Origin of the sequence: Actinomadura sp. NEAU-AAG7 (assembly GCF_018603865.1) — a bacterium.
Taxonomy (GTDB): domain Bacteria; phylum Actinomycetota; class Actinomycetes; order Streptosporangiales; family Streptosporangiaceae; genus Spirillospora; species Spirillospora litoris.
Genome location: NZ_JAHFZY010000008.1, coordinates 71,258 through 87,611, shown reverse-complemented (window position 1 = coordinate 87,611; position 16,354 = coordinate 71,258). Strand labels below are relative to the sequence as shown.

At 72.3% G+C, this 16,354-nt stretch carries 14 protein-coding genes; 7 read left to right on the top strand and 7 right to left on the bottom strand.

Annotation, left to right across the window (positions count from 1 at the left end; translation table 11 throughout):
* Nucleotides 1-278: 278 nt before the first annotated feature.
* From KLI87_RS32640 to KLI87_RS32625, 4 genes are read right to left on the bottom strand one after another with little or no spacing between them, the layout of a single operon-like run.
* Nucleotides 279-1,061 carry a TIGR03084 family metal-binding protein gene (locus KLI87_RS32640; RefSeq protein ID WP_214620133.1) on the bottom strand — a complete coding sequence of 261 codons (783 nt, stop codon included), beginning with the start codon at nucleotides 1,059-1,061 and terminating at the stop codon, nucleotides 279-281.
* On the bottom strand, nucleotides 1,058-2,062 hold the full coding sequence (locus KLI87_RS32635) for a carboxymuconolactone decarboxylase family protein (RefSeq protein ID WP_214620132.1): 1,005 nt from the start codon (nucleotides 2,060-2,062) through the stop codon (nucleotides 1,058-1,060). Before KLI87_RS32635 ends, KLI87_RS32640 begins: the two co-directional genes overlap by 4 nt.
* Nucleotides 2,063-2,064: 2 nt before the next feature.
* The gene (locus KLI87_RS32630) at nucleotides 2,065-3,720 is read right to left on the bottom strand and encodes an FAD-dependent oxidoreductase (protein ID WP_214620131.1); all 1,656 of its coding nucleotides are present in this window, start codon (nucleotides 3,718-3,720) and stop codon (nucleotides 2,065-2,067) included.
* Nucleotides 3,717-4,289 carry a DUF5987 family protein gene (locus tag KLI87_RS32625; RefSeq protein ID WP_214620130.1) on the bottom strand — a complete coding sequence of 191 codons (573 nt, stop codon included), beginning with the start codon at nucleotides 4,287-4,289 and terminating at the stop codon, nucleotides 3,717-3,719. The genes KLI87_RS32630 and KLI87_RS32625 overlap by 4 nt, the downstream gene beginning before the upstream one ends.
* 248 nt (nucleotides 4,290-4,537) lie before the next feature.
* On the opposite strand from KLI87_RS32625, the gene KLI87_RS32620 reads away from it, so the two are divergent.
* From KLI87_RS32620 to KLI87_RS32610, 3 genes are all read left to right on the top strand, one after another.
* Entirely contained in the window at nucleotides 4,538-5,530 is a 993-nt protein-coding gene (locus KLI87_RS32620; protein ID WP_214620129.1) for a DUF1702 family protein, read from the top strand.
* 240 nt (nucleotides 5,531-5,770) lie between these two features.
* The gene (locus KLI87_RS32615; RefSeq protein WP_214620128.1) at nucleotides 5,771-7,753 is read left to right on the top strand and encodes an FG-GAP-like repeat-containing protein; all 1,983 of its coding nucleotides are present in this window, start codon (nucleotides 5,771-5,773) and stop codon (nucleotides 7,751-7,753) included.
* On the top strand, nucleotides 7,750-8,736 hold the full coding sequence (locus tag KLI87_RS32610; protein WP_156220103.1) for an enediyne biosynthesis protein: 987 nt from the start codon (nucleotides 7,750-7,752) through the stop codon (nucleotides 8,734-8,736). Before KLI87_RS32615 ends, KLI87_RS32610 begins: the two co-directional genes overlap by 4 nt.
* Before the next feature lie 83 nt (nucleotides 8,737-8,819).
* Here the strand turns inward: KLI87_RS32610 and KLI87_RS32605 are convergent, their stop codons facing one another.
* The 3 genes from KLI87_RS32605 to KLI87_RS41695 all read right to left on the bottom strand — a co-directional run bounded on the left by KLI87_RS32605 (nucleotide 8,820) and on the right by KLI87_RS41695 (nucleotide 11,409).
* Complete coding sequence (locus tag KLI87_RS32605) at nucleotides 8,820-9,755, bottom strand: hypothetical protein (RefSeq protein ID WP_214620127.1); 936 nt, start codon at nucleotides 9,753-9,755, stop codon at nucleotides 8,820-8,822.
* Nucleotides 9,756-9,779: 24 nt separating this feature from the next.
* The gene (locus KLI87_RS32600) at nucleotides 9,780-10,847 is read right to left on the bottom strand and encodes an amidohydrolase family protein (protein ID WP_214620126.1); all 1,068 of its coding nucleotides are present in this window, start codon (nucleotides 10,845-10,847) and stop codon (nucleotides 9,780-9,782) included.
* Between the two features lie 100 nt (nucleotides 10,848-10,947).
* A complete protein-coding gene (locus KLI87_RS41695; RefSeq protein ID WP_214620125.1) occupies nucleotides 10,948-11,409 on the bottom strand; it encodes a CBS domain-containing protein in 462 nt (153 codons plus the stop codon).
* A 146-nt stretch (nucleotides 11,410-11,555) separates the two neighbouring features.
* Here KLI87_RS41695 and KLI87_RS32590 point away from each other — a divergent pair, with 146 nt between their 5' ends.
* The 4 genes from KLI87_RS32590 (at nucleotide 11,556) to KLI87_RS32575 (ending at nucleotide 16,344) form a co-directional block, all read left to right on the top strand.
* A complete protein-coding gene (locus tag KLI87_RS32590) occupies nucleotides 11,556-12,836 on the top strand; it encodes an ArsB/NhaD family transporter (protein WP_156220106.1) in 1,281 nt (426 codons plus the stop codon).
* A 106-nt stretch (nucleotides 12,837-12,942) separates the two neighbouring features.
* Nucleotides 12,943-13,599: a TetR/AcrR family transcriptional regulator gene (locus KLI87_RS32585; protein WP_214620124.1), complete on the top strand. Its 657-nt coding sequence runs from the start codon at nucleotides 12,943-12,945 to the stop codon at nucleotides 13,597-13,599.
* A 190-nt stretch (nucleotides 13,600-13,789) separates the two neighbouring features.
* Entirely contained in the window at nucleotides 13,790-14,743 is a 954-nt protein-coding gene (locus KLI87_RS32580) for an ABC transporter ATP-binding protein (RefSeq protein ID WP_214620123.1), read from the top strand.
* On the top strand, nucleotides 14,740-16,344 hold the full coding sequence (locus KLI87_RS32575; RefSeq protein WP_214620122.1) for an ABC transporter permease: 1,605 nt from the start codon (nucleotides 14,740-14,742) through the stop codon (nucleotides 16,342-16,344). The genes KLI87_RS32580 and KLI87_RS32575 overlap by 4 nt, the downstream gene beginning before the upstream one ends.
* Nucleotides 16,345-16,354 lie beyond the last annotated feature (10 nt).

Here is a 16,354-nt window from a genome sequence, read left to right as displayed (position 1 = left end):
AACGGAACGAGGGGACCGTTGAGAGATCACTGCCCGTGCCGTGGGCGCCGCGCTCATCGAGGGCGGATGCCCGACCCGGGCCGCAAGCGGTGGGTCAGGCCGAAGCCCAGGACGTGGGGATTGCCGGGACGCTGCCCAGGGCAGCGTGAATCACCGCGACCACCGAACCCCACCTCCCATCCGACCGGAACCGACACCGAACGATCGACATGCTAACAAACAACGGCGCGTGGCCCGACCGAAAAGATCTTCGGCCGGGCCACGTGCCGGACGCGGGGTCAGGCGAACTGGCCGGGGCGGCGGCCCTCGCCCGCCGGGCCCCGGTACGCCTGGGCGATGTCGAGCCAGTGGTCGGCCTCGGCGCCCACCGCGACGACCTTCAGGTCGTCGCGGTGGCGGCGGCGGGTGACCAGCAGGCAGAAGTCCTCGGCGGGGCCGGAGACGCGCTGCTCGGCGTCCGCCGGGCCGTAGGCGTGCACCGCGCCGGACGGGGCGGTGATCTCGAAGCGGAACGGGGTGTCGGGCTGGGTCTCGCCGCGCGCCTGGTAGCCGAACTCCTGCACGAGGATCGCGAACACGACCACGTGCATCAGCCGGTCGGTCGCCTCGCGGCGGACGCCGACGGCGTCGGCGATGTCCTGGCCGTGGGCGAACAGCTCCATCATGCCCGCCGCCGCGAGCACGGCCGCCGGGATCGGGCGGACGAGCCAGGGCACCAGCCTGTCGCCCGGCAGCGCGGCCAGCGCCTTCTCCGTCGCCGTCCGCTGGGCGCGGAAGGCGGCCAGCATGTCGTCGGGCGCGCCGGTGTGCTGCTTCACGGCGGCGTTGACGGCGCCCTGGAAGTCCTTCGCGGCGGCCTCGGTGACGGACTTGAACGCGTCCGGGTCGGACGCGGCCATGCCCGCGAGGCCGTAGACGAAGGTCAGGTGCGCGATCTGGTCGGAGACCGACCAGCCGGGGGCCGGGGTCGGGGTCTTCCACTGGTCGGGGGCGATGCCCGTCACCATCCGGTCGAGGGCGTCGCCCTCGGCGATCAGGGCGGTGACCACTGGGTCGGTCATGTCTGTGTTCCTCTCTCAGCGGATGGTCCGGCCGCGTGGACGCGCGCTCCGGCGGCGCGGGCGGCGGTGAAGGACGCCCACGCGGCGAGGCCGACGAGCGTCCCGTCATCGGGGCGGACGGCGCGGAACGCCGCCACGTCGCGCGCGCCCACCTGGTGCGAGGCGAACGCCGTGAGCAGGGCGAGCCGCCCGGCGGGACGGTCCACCGGGTGCAGCGCGGCGGCGGCCTCCTCGGCCCACCCCTTGGACAGGCCCTTGGGGGAGCCGTCCCAGGCCGCGACCTGCGCGCGGACGAGGTCGCGCACCGGCGGCGGCACCGCCGCGCCCGCCCGCGCGAACGCCGCGGCCGCGCGCGCGAACGCCTCCGCCACGTGCGGGGTGCGCGCGGCCCAGGCGAGGTCGCCCGGCAGCGGCGCGGCGGGCAGCAGCGCCGCCGAGACGCCGGGGGAGCGGATCCTGCGCCGCGTCATCCGGCCGAGCAGCCGCATCATCGGGTCCCGCGCGGCGCCGGGGACCGACGGGGGCAGCGGCGAGTCGTCCAGGAACAGGTTGACCATGCGGTTCAGGTACTCGAACGTGACCAGCACGCCGATGTACTCGGGGGCGTGCTCGTCCGGGAACGGCGACTCGCCCGCTCCGCCGCGCTGGACCCAGCCGGTGAGCGGCGTCGCCGCCGGGGCCGCCGCGGCGTGCACGGCGACGCAGTACGGGCAGGTGTTGCGGCGGGAGACCTCGGCGGCGACGGCCTCCTTGGCCGCCCGCCCGGCCAGGCCCGGCACGACGAGGCTCTCGCGCAGGATCGTCCAGGACGCGGCGAGCACGTCCGGCAGCGGCGAGTGCAGCGCGACCGGCGGGGCGAGCATGCCGAAGTCGCGCTCGACCTGGCCGTACACGGCGGCGACCAGCCCGGTCGCCGCGCCGGGCGCGACCGGGCTGACATGCTCGACCCTGGCCAGCGCCCGGCGCAGCGGGCGGCTGAGCGGCTGACGCAGCGGGGCCACCGCTACTCCCGGACGAGGTCGCGGACCAGCGGCAGGACGGCGTCGCGGGCGGCGGTGTCCCCGTCCGGCGCCGGTGCCCCGTAGCCCACGTCCACGCCGCGGTCGCGCAGCGCGCGGACGATGCCGGGGATCGACCGCTCGGCGAGCGCGGCGATGGTGAGCGCCGGGTTCACGGTGAGCGCGCCCGGCACCGCCGACCCGTCGGTCACGAACACGCCGGGGTGGCCGCGCAGCTCGTGCCGGTCGTCCAGCGCGGACGTGCCGGGGTCGTCGCCGATCCGGCAGGACGCGAGCGGGTGGACGGTGTAGGCGCCGACGAGGTCGTTGGTCCACGGCAGCACGGTGGCGAGCCCGTCCTTCTCCATGACCCGCTTGGCCTCGGCGTCGGAGATCTCCCAGCCGTGCAGCGTGTTCGCGGTCGGGACGTAGCCGAGGTTGCCGCGGCCGAGCATCTGCTGCGAGATCCGGACGGAGTTGCCGGTCGCGGGCGGCGGGCCGAACACGCCCTCGTTGTCGTCCTCGCTCATCGTGAAGATCGTCAGCCAGGACTGCCAGCGCCGGAGCATCTCCTTCTTCTCCGGCCCGAACCACGTCCTGCCGTCGGCCGTGGGCGTCTGCGCGAGGATCGTGCCGAGCCCCGGCGGGAAGTAGAGCTGCTCCAGCGAGAAGCGGTCGTACTCCGGCAGCGACCCGTCGAGGTTGTCCCAGCTCGCGACGCACGGGCCCTTGCCGATCTGGGACGCGCCGTACGCCGGGCCGTCCGGCCGCGACAGCCCGAGCACCTCCGCGACCTTGTCCTCGTTCAGCACCGCCGTGTTCAGCCGCTCGCCGTTGCCGGAGAAGTAGCGGCCGACCGCGTGCGGCATCTCGCCGAGGTGCGGCTCGGAGCGCTGGAGGATCACCGGGGTGGCGCCCGCCCCGGCCGCCATCACGACGATCTTGGCCTCCAGCGTGCCGGAGCCCGCGGTGACCCGGTAGTCCTCCTCGTCGATGACGTTGTAGTGCACCTGGTAGCCGCCGTCGTCGGTCCGCGAGAGGTACTGCACCTCGTGCAGCGGGCGGATCCGCGCGCCGTGCGCGACGGCGGCGGGCAGGTAGTTCAGCAGCAGCGACCGCTTGGCGTCGAACCGGCAGCCCGACATCATCCAGTTGCAGTTGGTGCACAGGTCGTTGTCGATGGCGGTCGGCGCGGGGTTGGCGGTGCGGCCCGCGTGGTCGCACGCGGCGGCGAACACCCCGCCCGAGTAGGTGACGACGTCCCACCCCTGCCGGCGGACGGGCAGCGCCTCGGCGACCCGGTCGTACCAGGGCTCCAGGGAGTCCCGGTCGATCGCCGCCGGCCACATCCGGCGGCCGATCGAGCCCTTGCGCTCGAACACGAACCGGGGCGCGCGCGGCATCGTCGCGAAGTACACGACGCTCCCGCCGCCGACGCAGTTGCCGCCGAGCAGGCTCATCCCGTCGCCCACGACGAAGTCGAACACGCGGGTGTAGGACGAGCCGAGCAGGAAGTCGTGCTCGAACTCGTCGGTCTTCACCCAGGGGCCGCGCTCCAGCACGACGACCTTCGCCCCGCCCGCGGCGAGGTGGTAGGCGGCGATCGCGCCGCCGAATCCGCTGCCGATGACGATGACGTCGGCGCGCTCGGGGCTGCTCATGACGGGCTCCCTGTCGAGGTCGTGTCGGGGTGGATCGAGGCCAGCTCGCGGCCGTAGGAGAAGGCGCCGAACCGCCACAGGCCGTCCGCGTCGGGCGGCATGAACCCCATGGCCGTGAGCCCGGGATGGCCCGTCGCGAGGGCGTCGGTCGTGTGCATGTGCGCGGCGGTGTCGTAGGCCATGTTGCAGAACAGGGCGAGCAGCACCCAGAAGTCCTTCTCCGGGTGGCCGGGCGTCGTCAGCGTCCGCACCAGCGCGGCCCGGTCGGCGTAGGTGAGCGCGACGAACGGCGGCAGCGCGGCGTCGAGGTCCAGGCCCCGCTCGCGGGCGTACCCGAGGGCGTGCTCGTTGACGCCCTGCGCGTAGCCGTCCAGCGCCTCGGAGATGCCGGGCGCGAACATGCCGAGCAGTTCCATCGCCCCCGCCTGGACGGCGCCGGGGCCGGGCGCCGCGCCCGCGATGGCGACGTCGTCCGGGCCGCGCTTCTCGCCCGGCACGATCGTGTCGGCGAACGCCTCCAGGGTCAGGGTCGTGGTGTCGTCGCCGTCGGGTGCGGCGTCATCGGTCATGTTCCGTCCCTTTCACGAGAACGGCGGGGAATGAGGTCCGGGCATGCGCCGCCGGGACCTCCTGGGAAACGCGGTGACTCGTGCTTCCAGGCTTGCGCCGACCGGTGGGCGCGCGCATCTCTCCGATTGCCATCGGGTTTTTCTCCGGGCGGCCCGGAGCGCACTCCGAAAGATGCGCGCCCGCCGTTGCGGGGCGACGGTTGACGCACCGGCGGTGTGCCGGTGGGAGAACGAGGGAGGGGACCTCCATGCCGACCGTCCTCGGCTCGCTGCGCAGGCTCGTGCTGACCCCGAAGCTGGCCGACGTCGGCTTCGAGAAAAGGGGGTTCCCGGTCACGCCGTCCCCCGTCACCGAACGGCTGGAGGCGGTACCGCAGGCGGTCGTCTGCGGTTTCGAATGGGGAATCGACGCGCGCGGCCAATGGGAGGTCGAGCGCAAACTCGCGATGGTCGAGCCGGAACTGCGCGGGTTCGCCTACGAGGGCGCGACGATGGCGTTCACCGTGCTGGACGCGATGGGGCCGCGCGGCACCCGCACCCGCGACCTGCTCATGGGCCCCGGCCAACCCCACATCTTCCTCGCCTACATCGGCATCGGGTTCGCGATGGCGCGGCTGCCCCGGCCGCTGTGGAAGAAGGTGCTGCCCGACCTCACCGGCTCCCCCTACCACCCGACGATGAGCTGGCTCGCCGTGGACGGCTACGGCTTCGACAAGGCCTACTTCGACACCCCGCGCCACATCGGACGCCAGGAGCCGCTCAAGCCCTACCCCTGGCAGGGCGCGCCCGACTACTTCCCGCGTGCCGTCGACCAGGGGATCGGCCGCGCGCTGTGGTTCGTGCACGGCGCGCGCCCCGAGGCGGTCGCCTCCGCCGTCGAGGCGTTCGCCGAGCGGCGCCATGCCGACCTGTGGAGCGGGGTCGGGCTGGCGGCGACGTTCGCGGGCGGCTGCGACCACGAGGGCCTCGCGGCGCTGCGCGCGGCGGCCGGGACGAGCGCGCCCGACCTCGCGCAGGGCGCGGTGTTCGCCGCCAAGGCCCGCGACTACTCGGGCCACCTGCCCGAGCACAGCCGGGCCTCGCTGACGGCGCTGACCGGCCTTCCGGCCGGCGCGGCCGTCCGGCTCGCCGACGACACCGGCGGCGCCGCCGCCGCCTCCGGCCCGGCGCCCGCCTACGAACTGTGGCGCGCCGCCATCCGCCACCATTTCACCGGGACGCGCAACCGCCCCGCCGCATAAGGCGGCCCGGCCGCCACCCGAAACCCGGGAATTCGCTCGCCAAAATGGCGGCGATCCCGGGATTCGGGCATGTGATAAAGCGTCGCCAACTAAGCAACCAGGAAGTAAGTCCATGGCATAACACTGCCTAGACTTTCGCTGAGTCGGCAGGCCGCGACCCGCGCGTGCCGAGCAAATGTGAGCGGAAACTCATGGAGCGAAGTATGCGCGACCGTCCACGCAACCTTTCAAGGGGGAGCGATGCCCAATTCGCATGAGCGCGTCCGAAGATCTGTTCCGGCTGCCCTGGCGGTGGTGCTGGCGCTGGCGCTGTTCTTCGTCGCGCGGATCCCGGGGTCGTCGGGATCGGAGCTGTCCACCGTCGCGGCGCCCTACAAGTTCACCGAGATGCCGCTCGCGATGCCGCCCGGCTACCGCCAGACGCAGACGATCCGGCAGGTCAACCCCGCCTACTACAAGATCCGCTCCTGGATCTCCTCGGTCGGCGCGGGCGTCGCCACCGCCGACCTCACCGGCCACGGCAGGGACGACGGGATCTGCATCGTCGACCCGCGCACCGACGACATCGTCGTGACCTACGCGCCGACCGCCCCCGCGGCCGACCGTTTCACGCCGTTCGCGCTGAACCCCGCGCCGCTGCCGATGGACCACCGGATGGCGCCCATGGGCTGCACCCCCGGCGACTTCAACGTCGACGGGCGCGCCGACCTCCTCGTCCACTTCTGGGGCCGGACGCCCATCCTGTTCCTCGCCAGGTCGGACGCGAAGACGCTCTCGCCGACCGCCTACCAGCCCGTCGAACTCCTGCCCGGCGTCTCCACCACCGGCCGCTACACCGGGCCGCGCTGGAACACCGACGCGCTCGACGTCGGCTCGTTCGACGGCACCGGCCACCCCGACATCTTCATCTCCAACTACTTCCCCGACTCCGACGTGCTCGACCCCAAGGGCCAGCCGAACGTCGTGATGCCCAGCTCGTTCTCCGACGCCAAGAACGGCGGCGGCACGCACGTGTACCGCTGGACGGGCGGGACGTCCGGCGCGCGCCCCTCGGCCGCCTACGAGGAGCAGACCGGCGCCGTCCCCTACAAGCAGGCCACCGGCTGGACCCTCGCGATCTCCAGCGCCGACCTGACCGGCGACGGCAAGCCCGAGGTGTACGTCGCCAACGACTTCGGCAAGGACCGCATCTTCTACAACGTCTCCACGCCGGGGCACATCAAGTTCAAGAACGTCACGGGCAAGCGCTCGGCGATCACGCCGAAGTCGTTCGCGATCGGCCACGACTCCAACAAGGGGATGGGCGTCGACTTCGGCGACCTCCAGGGCAAGGGCCGCTTCGACCTCGCCGTCAGCAACATCACCGCCGCGTGGGGCCTTGAGGAGAGCAACTTCGTGTTCCTCAACAAGGCCAAGAGCGAGGCGGAGATGGCGCGGGAGATGGCCGACGGCCACGCGCCGTTCGAGCAGCGCGCCCAGCAGCTCGGCCTCGCCTGGACGGGCTGGTGCTGGGACGTGAAGATGGGCGACTTCAGCAACAGCGGGCGGATGGACGTCGTCCAGGCCGACGGCTTCATCAAGGGCGACATCCAGCGCTGGCCGTGGCTGCAGGAGATGGCCATGAACAACGACTCGGTGTTCAGCAACCCGAAGCTGTGGCCGCACGTCCAGCCCGGTGACGACCTGTCCGGCGGCGAGAAGCTCGCGTTCTACGCGGCCAAGCCCGACGGCAAGTACAGCAACGTCAGCGAGCAGCTCGGCCTCGCGGTGCCGATCCCGACCCGGGGCATCGCCACCGCCGACACGCGCGGCACCGGCGCGCTCGACCTCGCGGTGGCGCGGCAGTGGGGCCCGCCGGCGTTCTACGCCAACAGCTCGCCCAAGCTCGGCAAGGCGCTCAGCCTGCACCTGTTCCGCCCGGTCAACGGCGCCAAGCCCGGCCAGGGCCTGTCCGGCGCGGGCACGCCCGCCTACGGCGCGACCGTGCAGATCTGGACCGCCGACGGCCGCACGCAGATCTCCCGGCTGGACGGCGGCGGGGGCGGCACCGGCAAGCGCAGCTTCGAGGTCCGCTTCGGGCTCGGCTCCTCGCAGGCGCCGGTCAAGGCCCGGGTGCGCTGGCCCGACGGCACCGGATCGATGCGGCAGCAGGACCTCAACCTGGCGCCGGGCGCCCACACCCTGCTCCTGACCAACACTGCCACGGAGGTCCCGACGTCATGAGCACGACGGTCGAAACGGTCAACACACCGCCCGCGGCGGAACCGCCGCGCGGCGCGCCGCCGGCGGCGCCGAACGTCCGGTATCTGGCGCTGCGCAACTTCGCGATCTCGCTCACCGTCTTCAACATCCTCGGATACACGATCCTCGGCTTCGAGCAGCCGTGGCTGTGGCCGTTCCTCGCGCTCGCGACCGGCTACACCACCGAGATCGTCTTCGAGTACATCAGCGCCTGGGCCGAGCGCAGGCGGGTCCGCTTCCGCGGCGGCGGCTGGCGCGGCGTCCTTGAGTTCATGCTCCCGTCGCACATCACCAGCCTCGCCGTGAACATGCTCCTGTACGCCAACAACCAGTGGTGGCCGGTCATGTTCGGCGTCGTCGTCGCCGTCGGGCAGAAGCACGTCCTGCGGGCGCCGATCAACGGCCGGATGCGCCACTACATGAACCCCTCGAACCTCGGCATCGCGGTCACGCTCCTGGCCTTCGGCTCGTGGGTCAGCATCGCGCCGCCCTACCAGTTCACCGAGTACGCGAACGGCCTGTTCCGGGTGCTGATCCCGCTCGTGATCGCGACCGCGGGCACCGTCATCAACGCGATGCTCACCAAGCGCGTCATGCTGATCATGGGCTGGATGGGCGGCTTCGCGATCCAGGCGCTCATCCGCCACTGGATCTGGGACGTCGCGCTCGTCTCGGCCCTCGGCGTGATGGCCGGCGTCGCGTTCGTCCTGTTCACCAACTACATGATCACCGACCCGGGCACGACCCCGCACGGCGGCCGCGCCCAGTTCATCTTCGGCAGCTCGGTCGCCACCGTGTACGGCGTCCTGATGGTGGCGAACGTCGTCTACACGCTGTTCTTCGCGACCGCCATCGTCTGCGGCCTGCGCGGCCTCGGCTGGTGGGTGGCCCACTGGCGGGCCGAGCGCAGGAACCGCCAGTACGAGAGCGTCCCCGCCCCCGGGGCAGCGAACGCGATCGCCTGACACGTCCGAGGGGGCGGAACCGCCGACGCGGCTCCGCCCCCTTCGGCATGGCCTACCACCACGGGTCGCCTACCACGGGTCGCCTACCACCACGGGTCGCAGCCCTCTTCGAGGACGAAATCGTGGAAGTCCATGTTGCTGATCTCCAGGTTGGCCGCCATCGAGCCGACCACCCGGCGGGGGACGACGGCGGGCTGCCCCGGGGTGTCGTACAGGTCGACGGCGGTGAGCGGCCGGTCGGCCTCGGCGAAGGTCCGGGCGTCGGCGAGCGCGACCAGCGTGGCGTGCTCCTCGGGCGGGACCAGCGCCGGGACCTCACCGGGCAGGAGCCCCTCGTACCGCCGGTCCTCGACGACCTCCGCCGTCAGCGGATAGTCGTCCACGTCGATCTCGTCCCAGTCCAGATCGGCGCCGACCCAGCCGTCCTCGTCGATACCGCCGAAGTCGTCGAGCAGGGCGCGCCAGCCCTCCTCGTCGTCGAAGCAGGTGCGGACGAGCAGGGCGCCGGACGAGGCGGGAAGCGGCGGATGGCTCCGCCGTTCCGACGGCTCGGGCGCGGGGAACGCCGGACGGCCTCCCTCTCCCCGGTACACGCCGAACACGTCCATCTCGCGCACCAGATCCTCGAACCGGACCTCGCCGCGCAGCAGACCGGCCAGGATCTCGCCGAGCCGGGACACCGGCACCCGGACGCCGCGTCCGGGGACCGCGACCAGGTCCACCAGCAGCGGATCCCCTCCGCCGGCCACCACCGGAATGTCGACCAGGACGGCGACCGGCGCGGCCCGACCACCGTCCGGGACGAGCGCCGGAACGTTGCCGCCGTGCAGGTAGTCCCAGCCGGCCCCTTCGACCACGCGCAGCCGCGCCCCGCCCTCGCCGAGGACGAGCACGTCGCCCTCCCGGCGGCCGCCGACGTCACCGAGCACACCGCCCCAGTCCGCCTGCCCGTCCTCGTAGTACGTGCAGAGCAGCAGCACCTCGCCGGCCTCCGTCGGGGGAAGCGCGGGACTGGACATGGCTCGCCTCCAAAGGGACTTCGATCAGCAGATCTCCGGGGCCTCGTCCTTGATGGACAGCAGGCGGAAGTAGTTCTGGCCGAGGGCGATGTCGCGGAAGGCCTCGTCGTCGAGGTCCTTGTTGACGTCGCTGGTGATCTCCAGCTCCTCCTTGTAGACCTCGAAGTTCTTGTCGCGCGAGGCCACGAAGTCGGTGCCGGGGATGACGCGGGTCGGGTGCCGGTTGAAGAACTCGACGTAGAGCTTGCGGTTGGCGGGGTCCTTGAAGTACTGGTCGTAGAGGACGCGCCAGCTGATGTCGAGGGTCAGGTTCGGGTGCGCCTCGACCAGTTGCTCCACGGTCTCGATGTGCTGTTCGGCGGGCATCGTCTTCAGTTCCTTGGACAGCCCCATGTGCGCCCAGACGATCTTGTTGTTCGGGTAGCGGCGCAGGACCTCGCGCATCAGCGGGAGGTACTTCGTCGGCTCGGCGTCGCTGCCGAGGTCGGAGTGGAGGGTGAGCGGGATCGAGCGCTCCCGCAGGATCTTCATGAACGGCGCCCAGCGGCCGATGTCCTTCATGTCGGCCGGGTCGTGCTTGTTCGGCAGCAGCGCCTGCTTGATCAGGTTCACCTCGCCCATCCAGGTGAACATGCCGGGGTACTCCTGGTCGAGGAGCTTGATCCGGTCGACGATGCCCTCGGGGTTGGCCAGGTCGGGGAAGGTCATCGAGAGGGTGAGGCGGGGCGTCTTCGGCTTGAACGCGGCGTAGTTGGCGGCGTTGACGAAGTCGTTGCGCAGGCTCGGGGTGACCGGGGTGCCGGGGCAGTTCAGGTAGTACGTGCAGGTCGAGGCAGCCGGAAGCGTCTGGCCGATGCCGTACATGTTGGCGTAGCGGACGCCGGTCCTGTCGAGGTAGCCCAGCATTTCGGTGAACGGGACGGCGGGCCCGCCGAAGGGCTGGAAGTGCAGATGGCTGTCGACGACGGAGGTATAGGGGCTCTTGTGCCGGTCGAAGCAGTCCGGTGACGGCGCGGCGTCGGCCGCGGGAGCTAGTAGGGTGACCGCGAGAGCGGCCCCGAACGCGGTGGTCAACGCGGCGTTTCGCAGCATGGGACTCCCTGTATGGATCGGTACAAGTTGATCATCAGGGTAGCGCGGCGAATGGTCGTGCGCAGCCAGAAAAGCCACGCCCGGGTTGAATACCCCCGGGTTATTCCGGCGGCAGGAGGCGGCTCAGAAGGTCGGCGACGGTGATCACGCCGAGCATGGGGGCGTCGGTGCCGCGCGGGTCGTCGGCGACGGCGACGACCGGGCTGCGGGCGCCCGCCATGACGCTGGCGATCTCCATGACGGTCGCCCGCGCGTCCACGACCGGCGGCGGCGTCCCGTCGGTGGGCAGGAGGTCGGCGACGCGCCTGCCCTCCAGCCGCCGGCACAACTGGTCGGCGTGCCGCTCGTCGTAGGTGCGGGCGAGCGCCGGGTCGTCCTGGACGTAGCGCGGGATCATCGATCCGAGCAGCCGCGACCCGGGCAGCACGGCGGTCGGGCGGCGCTCGGCGTCCACCACGATCAGCCCCGGCAGGCGGCCGGCGGCCAGCAGCCGCGCCGCGTCCAGCGCGCTGGTCCCGGGTGTGACGGTGGGGTGGTCGACGGCGAGGTCTCGGGCGCGCACCCCTCGACGGTAGCAGCCGGGCGAACCCGCCGACCTGGGGCTTCTCGCGTGCGAAACACGGCCGGTTCCGGTTAGGGTCGGGTGCTGGTGTGCCGGGAAGGCTGGTCGGCGGTTCTGTTCAGCGACCCCTCGGGAAGGGGAGCCCTTTGACCGCCGTGGCCGCGATCACGATCTTCGTCGGCGCCTATCTGCTGATCGCGTCGGAGAAGGTGCACCGGACGGCGGTCGCGCTCGGCGGCGCGGGGCTGATGCTGCTGCTGCACATCACCGACGGCCACGGGGCGTTCTTCTCCGAGGAGACCGGCGTCGACTGGAACGTCGTCTTCCTGCTGCTCGGCATGATGGTGATCGTCTCGGTGCTGCGCCGGACCGGGGTCTTCGAGTACGTCGCGATCTGGGCCGCCAAACGCGCGCGCGGACGGCCCTACCGGCTGATGGTGATGCTGGTCGTGCTGACCGCGGCGGCGTCGGCGCTGCTGGACAACGTCACGACCGTGCTGCTGGTCGCGCCGGTCACCTTCCTCGTCTGCGAGCGGCTCGCGCTGCGGGTGGAGCCGTTCCTGGTCGCCGAGGTCATGGCGTCCAACATCGGCGGGACGGCGACGCTCGTCGGCGACCCGCCCAACATCATCATCGCCAGCCGGGGCGGGCTGTCGTTCAACGACTTCCTGCTGAACCTCGCGCCGCTCATCGTCCTGCTGATGGTCGTGTTCTGCGTGCTGTGCCGGTGGCTGTTCCGCGCCCACTTCCACTACGACCCCGAGCTCGCCGCCGAGATCATGGAGTTGGAGGAGCGGGAGGCGATCACCGACCGGCGGCTGCTCTGGCAGGGCCTGTCGGTGCTGGCGCTCGTGGTCGTCGCGTTCGTCCTGCACCCGGTGCTGCACTACGAGCCGTCGGTCGTGGCGCTGCTCGGCGCCGGGCTGCTGGTCGCCGCGACCAGCGTCACCACCCAGCAGGCGCTGGACGAGGTCGAATGGCCCACGCTGGTCTTCTTCGCCGGGCTGTTCGTGATGGTCGGCGGCCTGGTCGAGACCGGGGTGATCGCCGACGTCTCCCGTGCCGCCGCCGACGCCACCGAGGGGCGCCCCGCCTTCGCGGCCATGCTGCTGCTGTGGGCCTCGGCCGGGCTGTCGGCGATCGTGGACAACATCCCCTACGTCGCCACGATGAGCCCGATCGTGTCGGACCTGGTGCAGCGGCAGCCGGGCACCGAGGGGCACGTGCTGTGGTGGGCGCTGGCCCTGGGCGCCGACCTCGGCGGCAACGCCACCGCGATCGGCGCGAGCGCGAACGTCGTGGTGCTCGGCATCGCCGCGCGCAACGGCACCCCGATCAGCTTCTGGTACTTCACCAGGTACGGGCTGGTCGTCACGCTCGTCACGGTCGCGCTCTGCGTGCCCTACCTGTGGCTTCGCTACCTCTGAGCGACCCTCTTCCGAGCCTTTTCAGGGGACGCCTTGTCGGCCCCACTGTACAAGCGTACGATAGCGCCGTCGCTAAGTTATTGAACGCTTGTACAGGCTGGTGGACGTGGGCACGGACGAGTCCGAGGAGACCGCGCGGATCCGGATCAGGGACGCGGCGCTGGAGCAGTTCGCCGAGCACGGCGAGCGGGGCGCCACGATCCGGGGGATCGCGCGGGCGGCCGAGGTGTCGCCCGCGCTGGTCCAGCACTACTTCGGGACGAAGGAGGGGCTCCGCCGGGCGTGCGACGAGTACGCCATCGAGCTGTTCCGCACCACCAAGCAGGACGCGATGAGCGGCGGGCTCGCCGAGCCGGGGTTCATGGAGGTGGCGTTCCGGGCGGGCATGCCCGTCCAGCGGTACCTGGCGCGGGCGCTGGTGGACGGCTCGGAGGCGGCCGACAGGTTCTTCGACGACGCGGTCGCGCTCAGCGAGGAACTGCTCCAGCGCGATCTGCCGGGCCTGGCCAAGCCGAACACCGACGACCTGCACGGATACGCGGCCGTCATGACCGCGATCAGTTTCTCGCTGGTCGTGATGCACCACCACCTCTCGCGGGCCCTCGGCGCCAACACCCTGACCCGGGAGGGATATCCGCGGCTCGTCATGGCCGCGCTCGACGTCCATTCCGACGTCCTGCTCTCGCCGGAACTGCTCGAACAGGCCCGCGCCGCGCTGCGGCAGATGGCCGCCGCCCAAGAGGACCCCGACGACGATGCGTGACGCTCCCGCCGCCGGTGCCCGCCGTGCCTCGCCGCGGCGGATCCCCACCTCGGACGCGGCCGCGCGCGAAACCGATCCCGACCCGCCGCGCGAATGAGGGAACCCGCCTTCCGGCCCCGCTGAACAGTGCCGCTGAACAGTGCAGGGGTCGGCCGCCGCATGCCTTCCGACCCCCCACAAGGAGCCACGAGTGACCACAGATTCGATCCCCATATCCGTCCGCGGCCTGGTCAAGACCTTCGGGCGGACCCGCGCGCTGGACGGCCTCGACCTGACCGTCCGGGAAGGCGAGGTCCACGGCTTCCTCGGCCCGAACGGGGCCGGGAAGTCGACGACGATCCGCGTCCTGCTCGGCATGCTCCGCGCGGACGAGGGCACCGCCCGGCTCCTCGGCGGCGACCCCTGGCACGACGCGACCGAGCTGCACCGCCGCCTCGCCTACGTCCCCGGGGACGTGACGCTGTGGCCGAACCTGTCGGGCGGCGAGGTGATCGACCTGCTCGGCCGCATGCGCGGCGGCACCGACCAGCGGCGCAAGGCGGAGCTGCTGGAGCGTTTCGAGCTGGACCCGCGCAAGAAGGGCCGCGCCTACAGCAAGGGCAACCGGCAGAAGGTCGGGCTGGTCGCGGCGCTGTCGTCGGGCGCCGAGCTGCTGATCCTGGACGAGCCGACGTCCGGCCTCGACCCGCTGATGGAGGAGGTCTTCCAGGAGTGCGTGCGGGAGGAGCGGGACCGGGGGCGCACCGTCCTGCTCTCCAGCCACATCCTGTCGGAGGTCGAGGCGCTGTGCGACCGGGTGACGATCATCCGGAACGGCGCGGCGGTCGAGACCGGCACGCTCGCCGACCTGCGCCACCTCACCCGCACCTCCATCGACGCGGAGCTGACGCGCTCGCCCGGCGGCCTCGCGGACCTGCCCGGCGTCCACGACCTGCGGGTGGACGGCGGACGGGTGCGCTGCGAGATCGACACGACGCGGCTGGACGGCGTGCTCCGGCTGCTCGCCGACGGCGGCGTCCAGAGCCTGTCGATCCGCCCGCCGACGCTGGAGGAGCTGTTCCTGCGCCACTACAAGGACGATCTCGCCGCGGAGGAGGCGGCGCACGCCGCCGCGTCCGCCGACCGGGAAGGCCGCGCGTCATGACCGCGCTCGCCGGCACCGGCGGGATGATCCGGCTCATCCTGCGGCGCGACCGGTTCCTCATGCCGGCCTGGATGCTGGTCGCGGTGCTCATCCCGGTCAACTTCGTGGCGGCGACCGACAAGCTGTACCCGACGGCCGCCGAACGGCTGAAGTACGCCAACACGAGCGGGACGAACGCGACCTTCCTCGCGCTCTACGGGCCGCTGTTCGACTCGGGGCTCGGCAGCATCGTCGCGCAGCGCTCCGGGTTCATCCCGGTCGTCCTGGGCCTGATCGCGTCGCTGACCGTCGTCCGGCACACCCGGACCGAGGAGGAGGCCGGGCGGCGCGAGCTGCTCGGCGCGACGATCATGGGACGCGGCGCCGCGCTCGCCGCCGCGCTCGCGGTCACCTGCGCCGCGGGCCTGGTGATCGCGGCGCTGCTCACCGCCGGGATGGCCGCGCAGGGTCTGCCGCTGGCCGGGTCGCTGGCGTTCGGGCTGGAGCTGGGCCTCGCGGTGTGCGTGTTCGCGGCGGTCGCGGGCGTGGCCGCGCAGCTCACCGAGGGCGCCGGGGCGGCGCGGGGCCTGTCGGTCGCCGCGCTCGGCGCCGCGTTCACGGTCCGGCTCGCCGCCGACGTCGGCGGCGCCGGGAACGGGCTGTCGTGGCTCGGCTGGCTGTCGCCGCTCGGCTGGCTCCAGCGGATCCGGCCCTACGCCGGCGAGCGCTGGTGGGTGCTCGCCATGGTGGTCGCGCTGTCGGCGGCGCTGGTCGCGGCCGCGGCGGCGCTGTCGGCGCGGCGGGACGTCGGCGCCGGGATCATGGCGCCGAGGCTCGGCCCGCCCGACGCCTCGCCCCGGCTGAACGGCGCGTTCGGGCTGGGCTGGCGGTTGCAGAGCCGCGCGCTGTACGGGTGGCTCGCGGGGTTCGCGGCGCTCGGGCTCGTCTACGGCGGGGTGGCGGGCAGCGTCGAGCAGCTCGTCAACGACAACCCGGACCTGAGGGAGATCTTCACGAAGCTGGGCGGGGAGTCGGCGATCGTGGACGCCTACTTCGCCTCGGTGATGAGCATGCTCGGGCTGTTCGCCGCGGCCTACGCGGTGTCGGCGACGCTGCGGCTGCGCGCCGAGGAGTCGGGGCAGCGCGCCGAGCCGCTGCTGGCCACCCCGGTCGGGCGGCTGCGCTGGGCCGCGAGCCACCTGGTGTTCACGCTGCTCGGGTCGGCGGCCGTGCTGGCCGCGGGCGGCCTGATGGCGGGCTTCGCGCACGGCGTGGACGACGGCGACCCCGGCCGCGAGGTGCCGCGCGTGCTCGGCGCGGCGATGGCGCAGCTCCCGGCGGTGTGGCTGGTCGCGGCGGTCGCGATGGCGATCTACGGGCTGGCGCCCCGCTACAGCGCGGCGGGCTGGGCGGTCGTCGCGGTGGCCGGGGTGATCACGCTGTTCGGGACGAGCCTCGACCTCGCCCAGATCGTGCTGGACGTCTCGCCGTTCACGCACGTCCCGAAGCTGCCGGGGCACGACTTCAGCGCGACGCCGCTGCTGTGGCTGCTCGCGGTCACGGCGGCGCTCGGGGCGGCCGGGCTGGCCGGCTTCCGCCGCCGGGACCTCGCGCTCGGCTGACGCTCCCGGC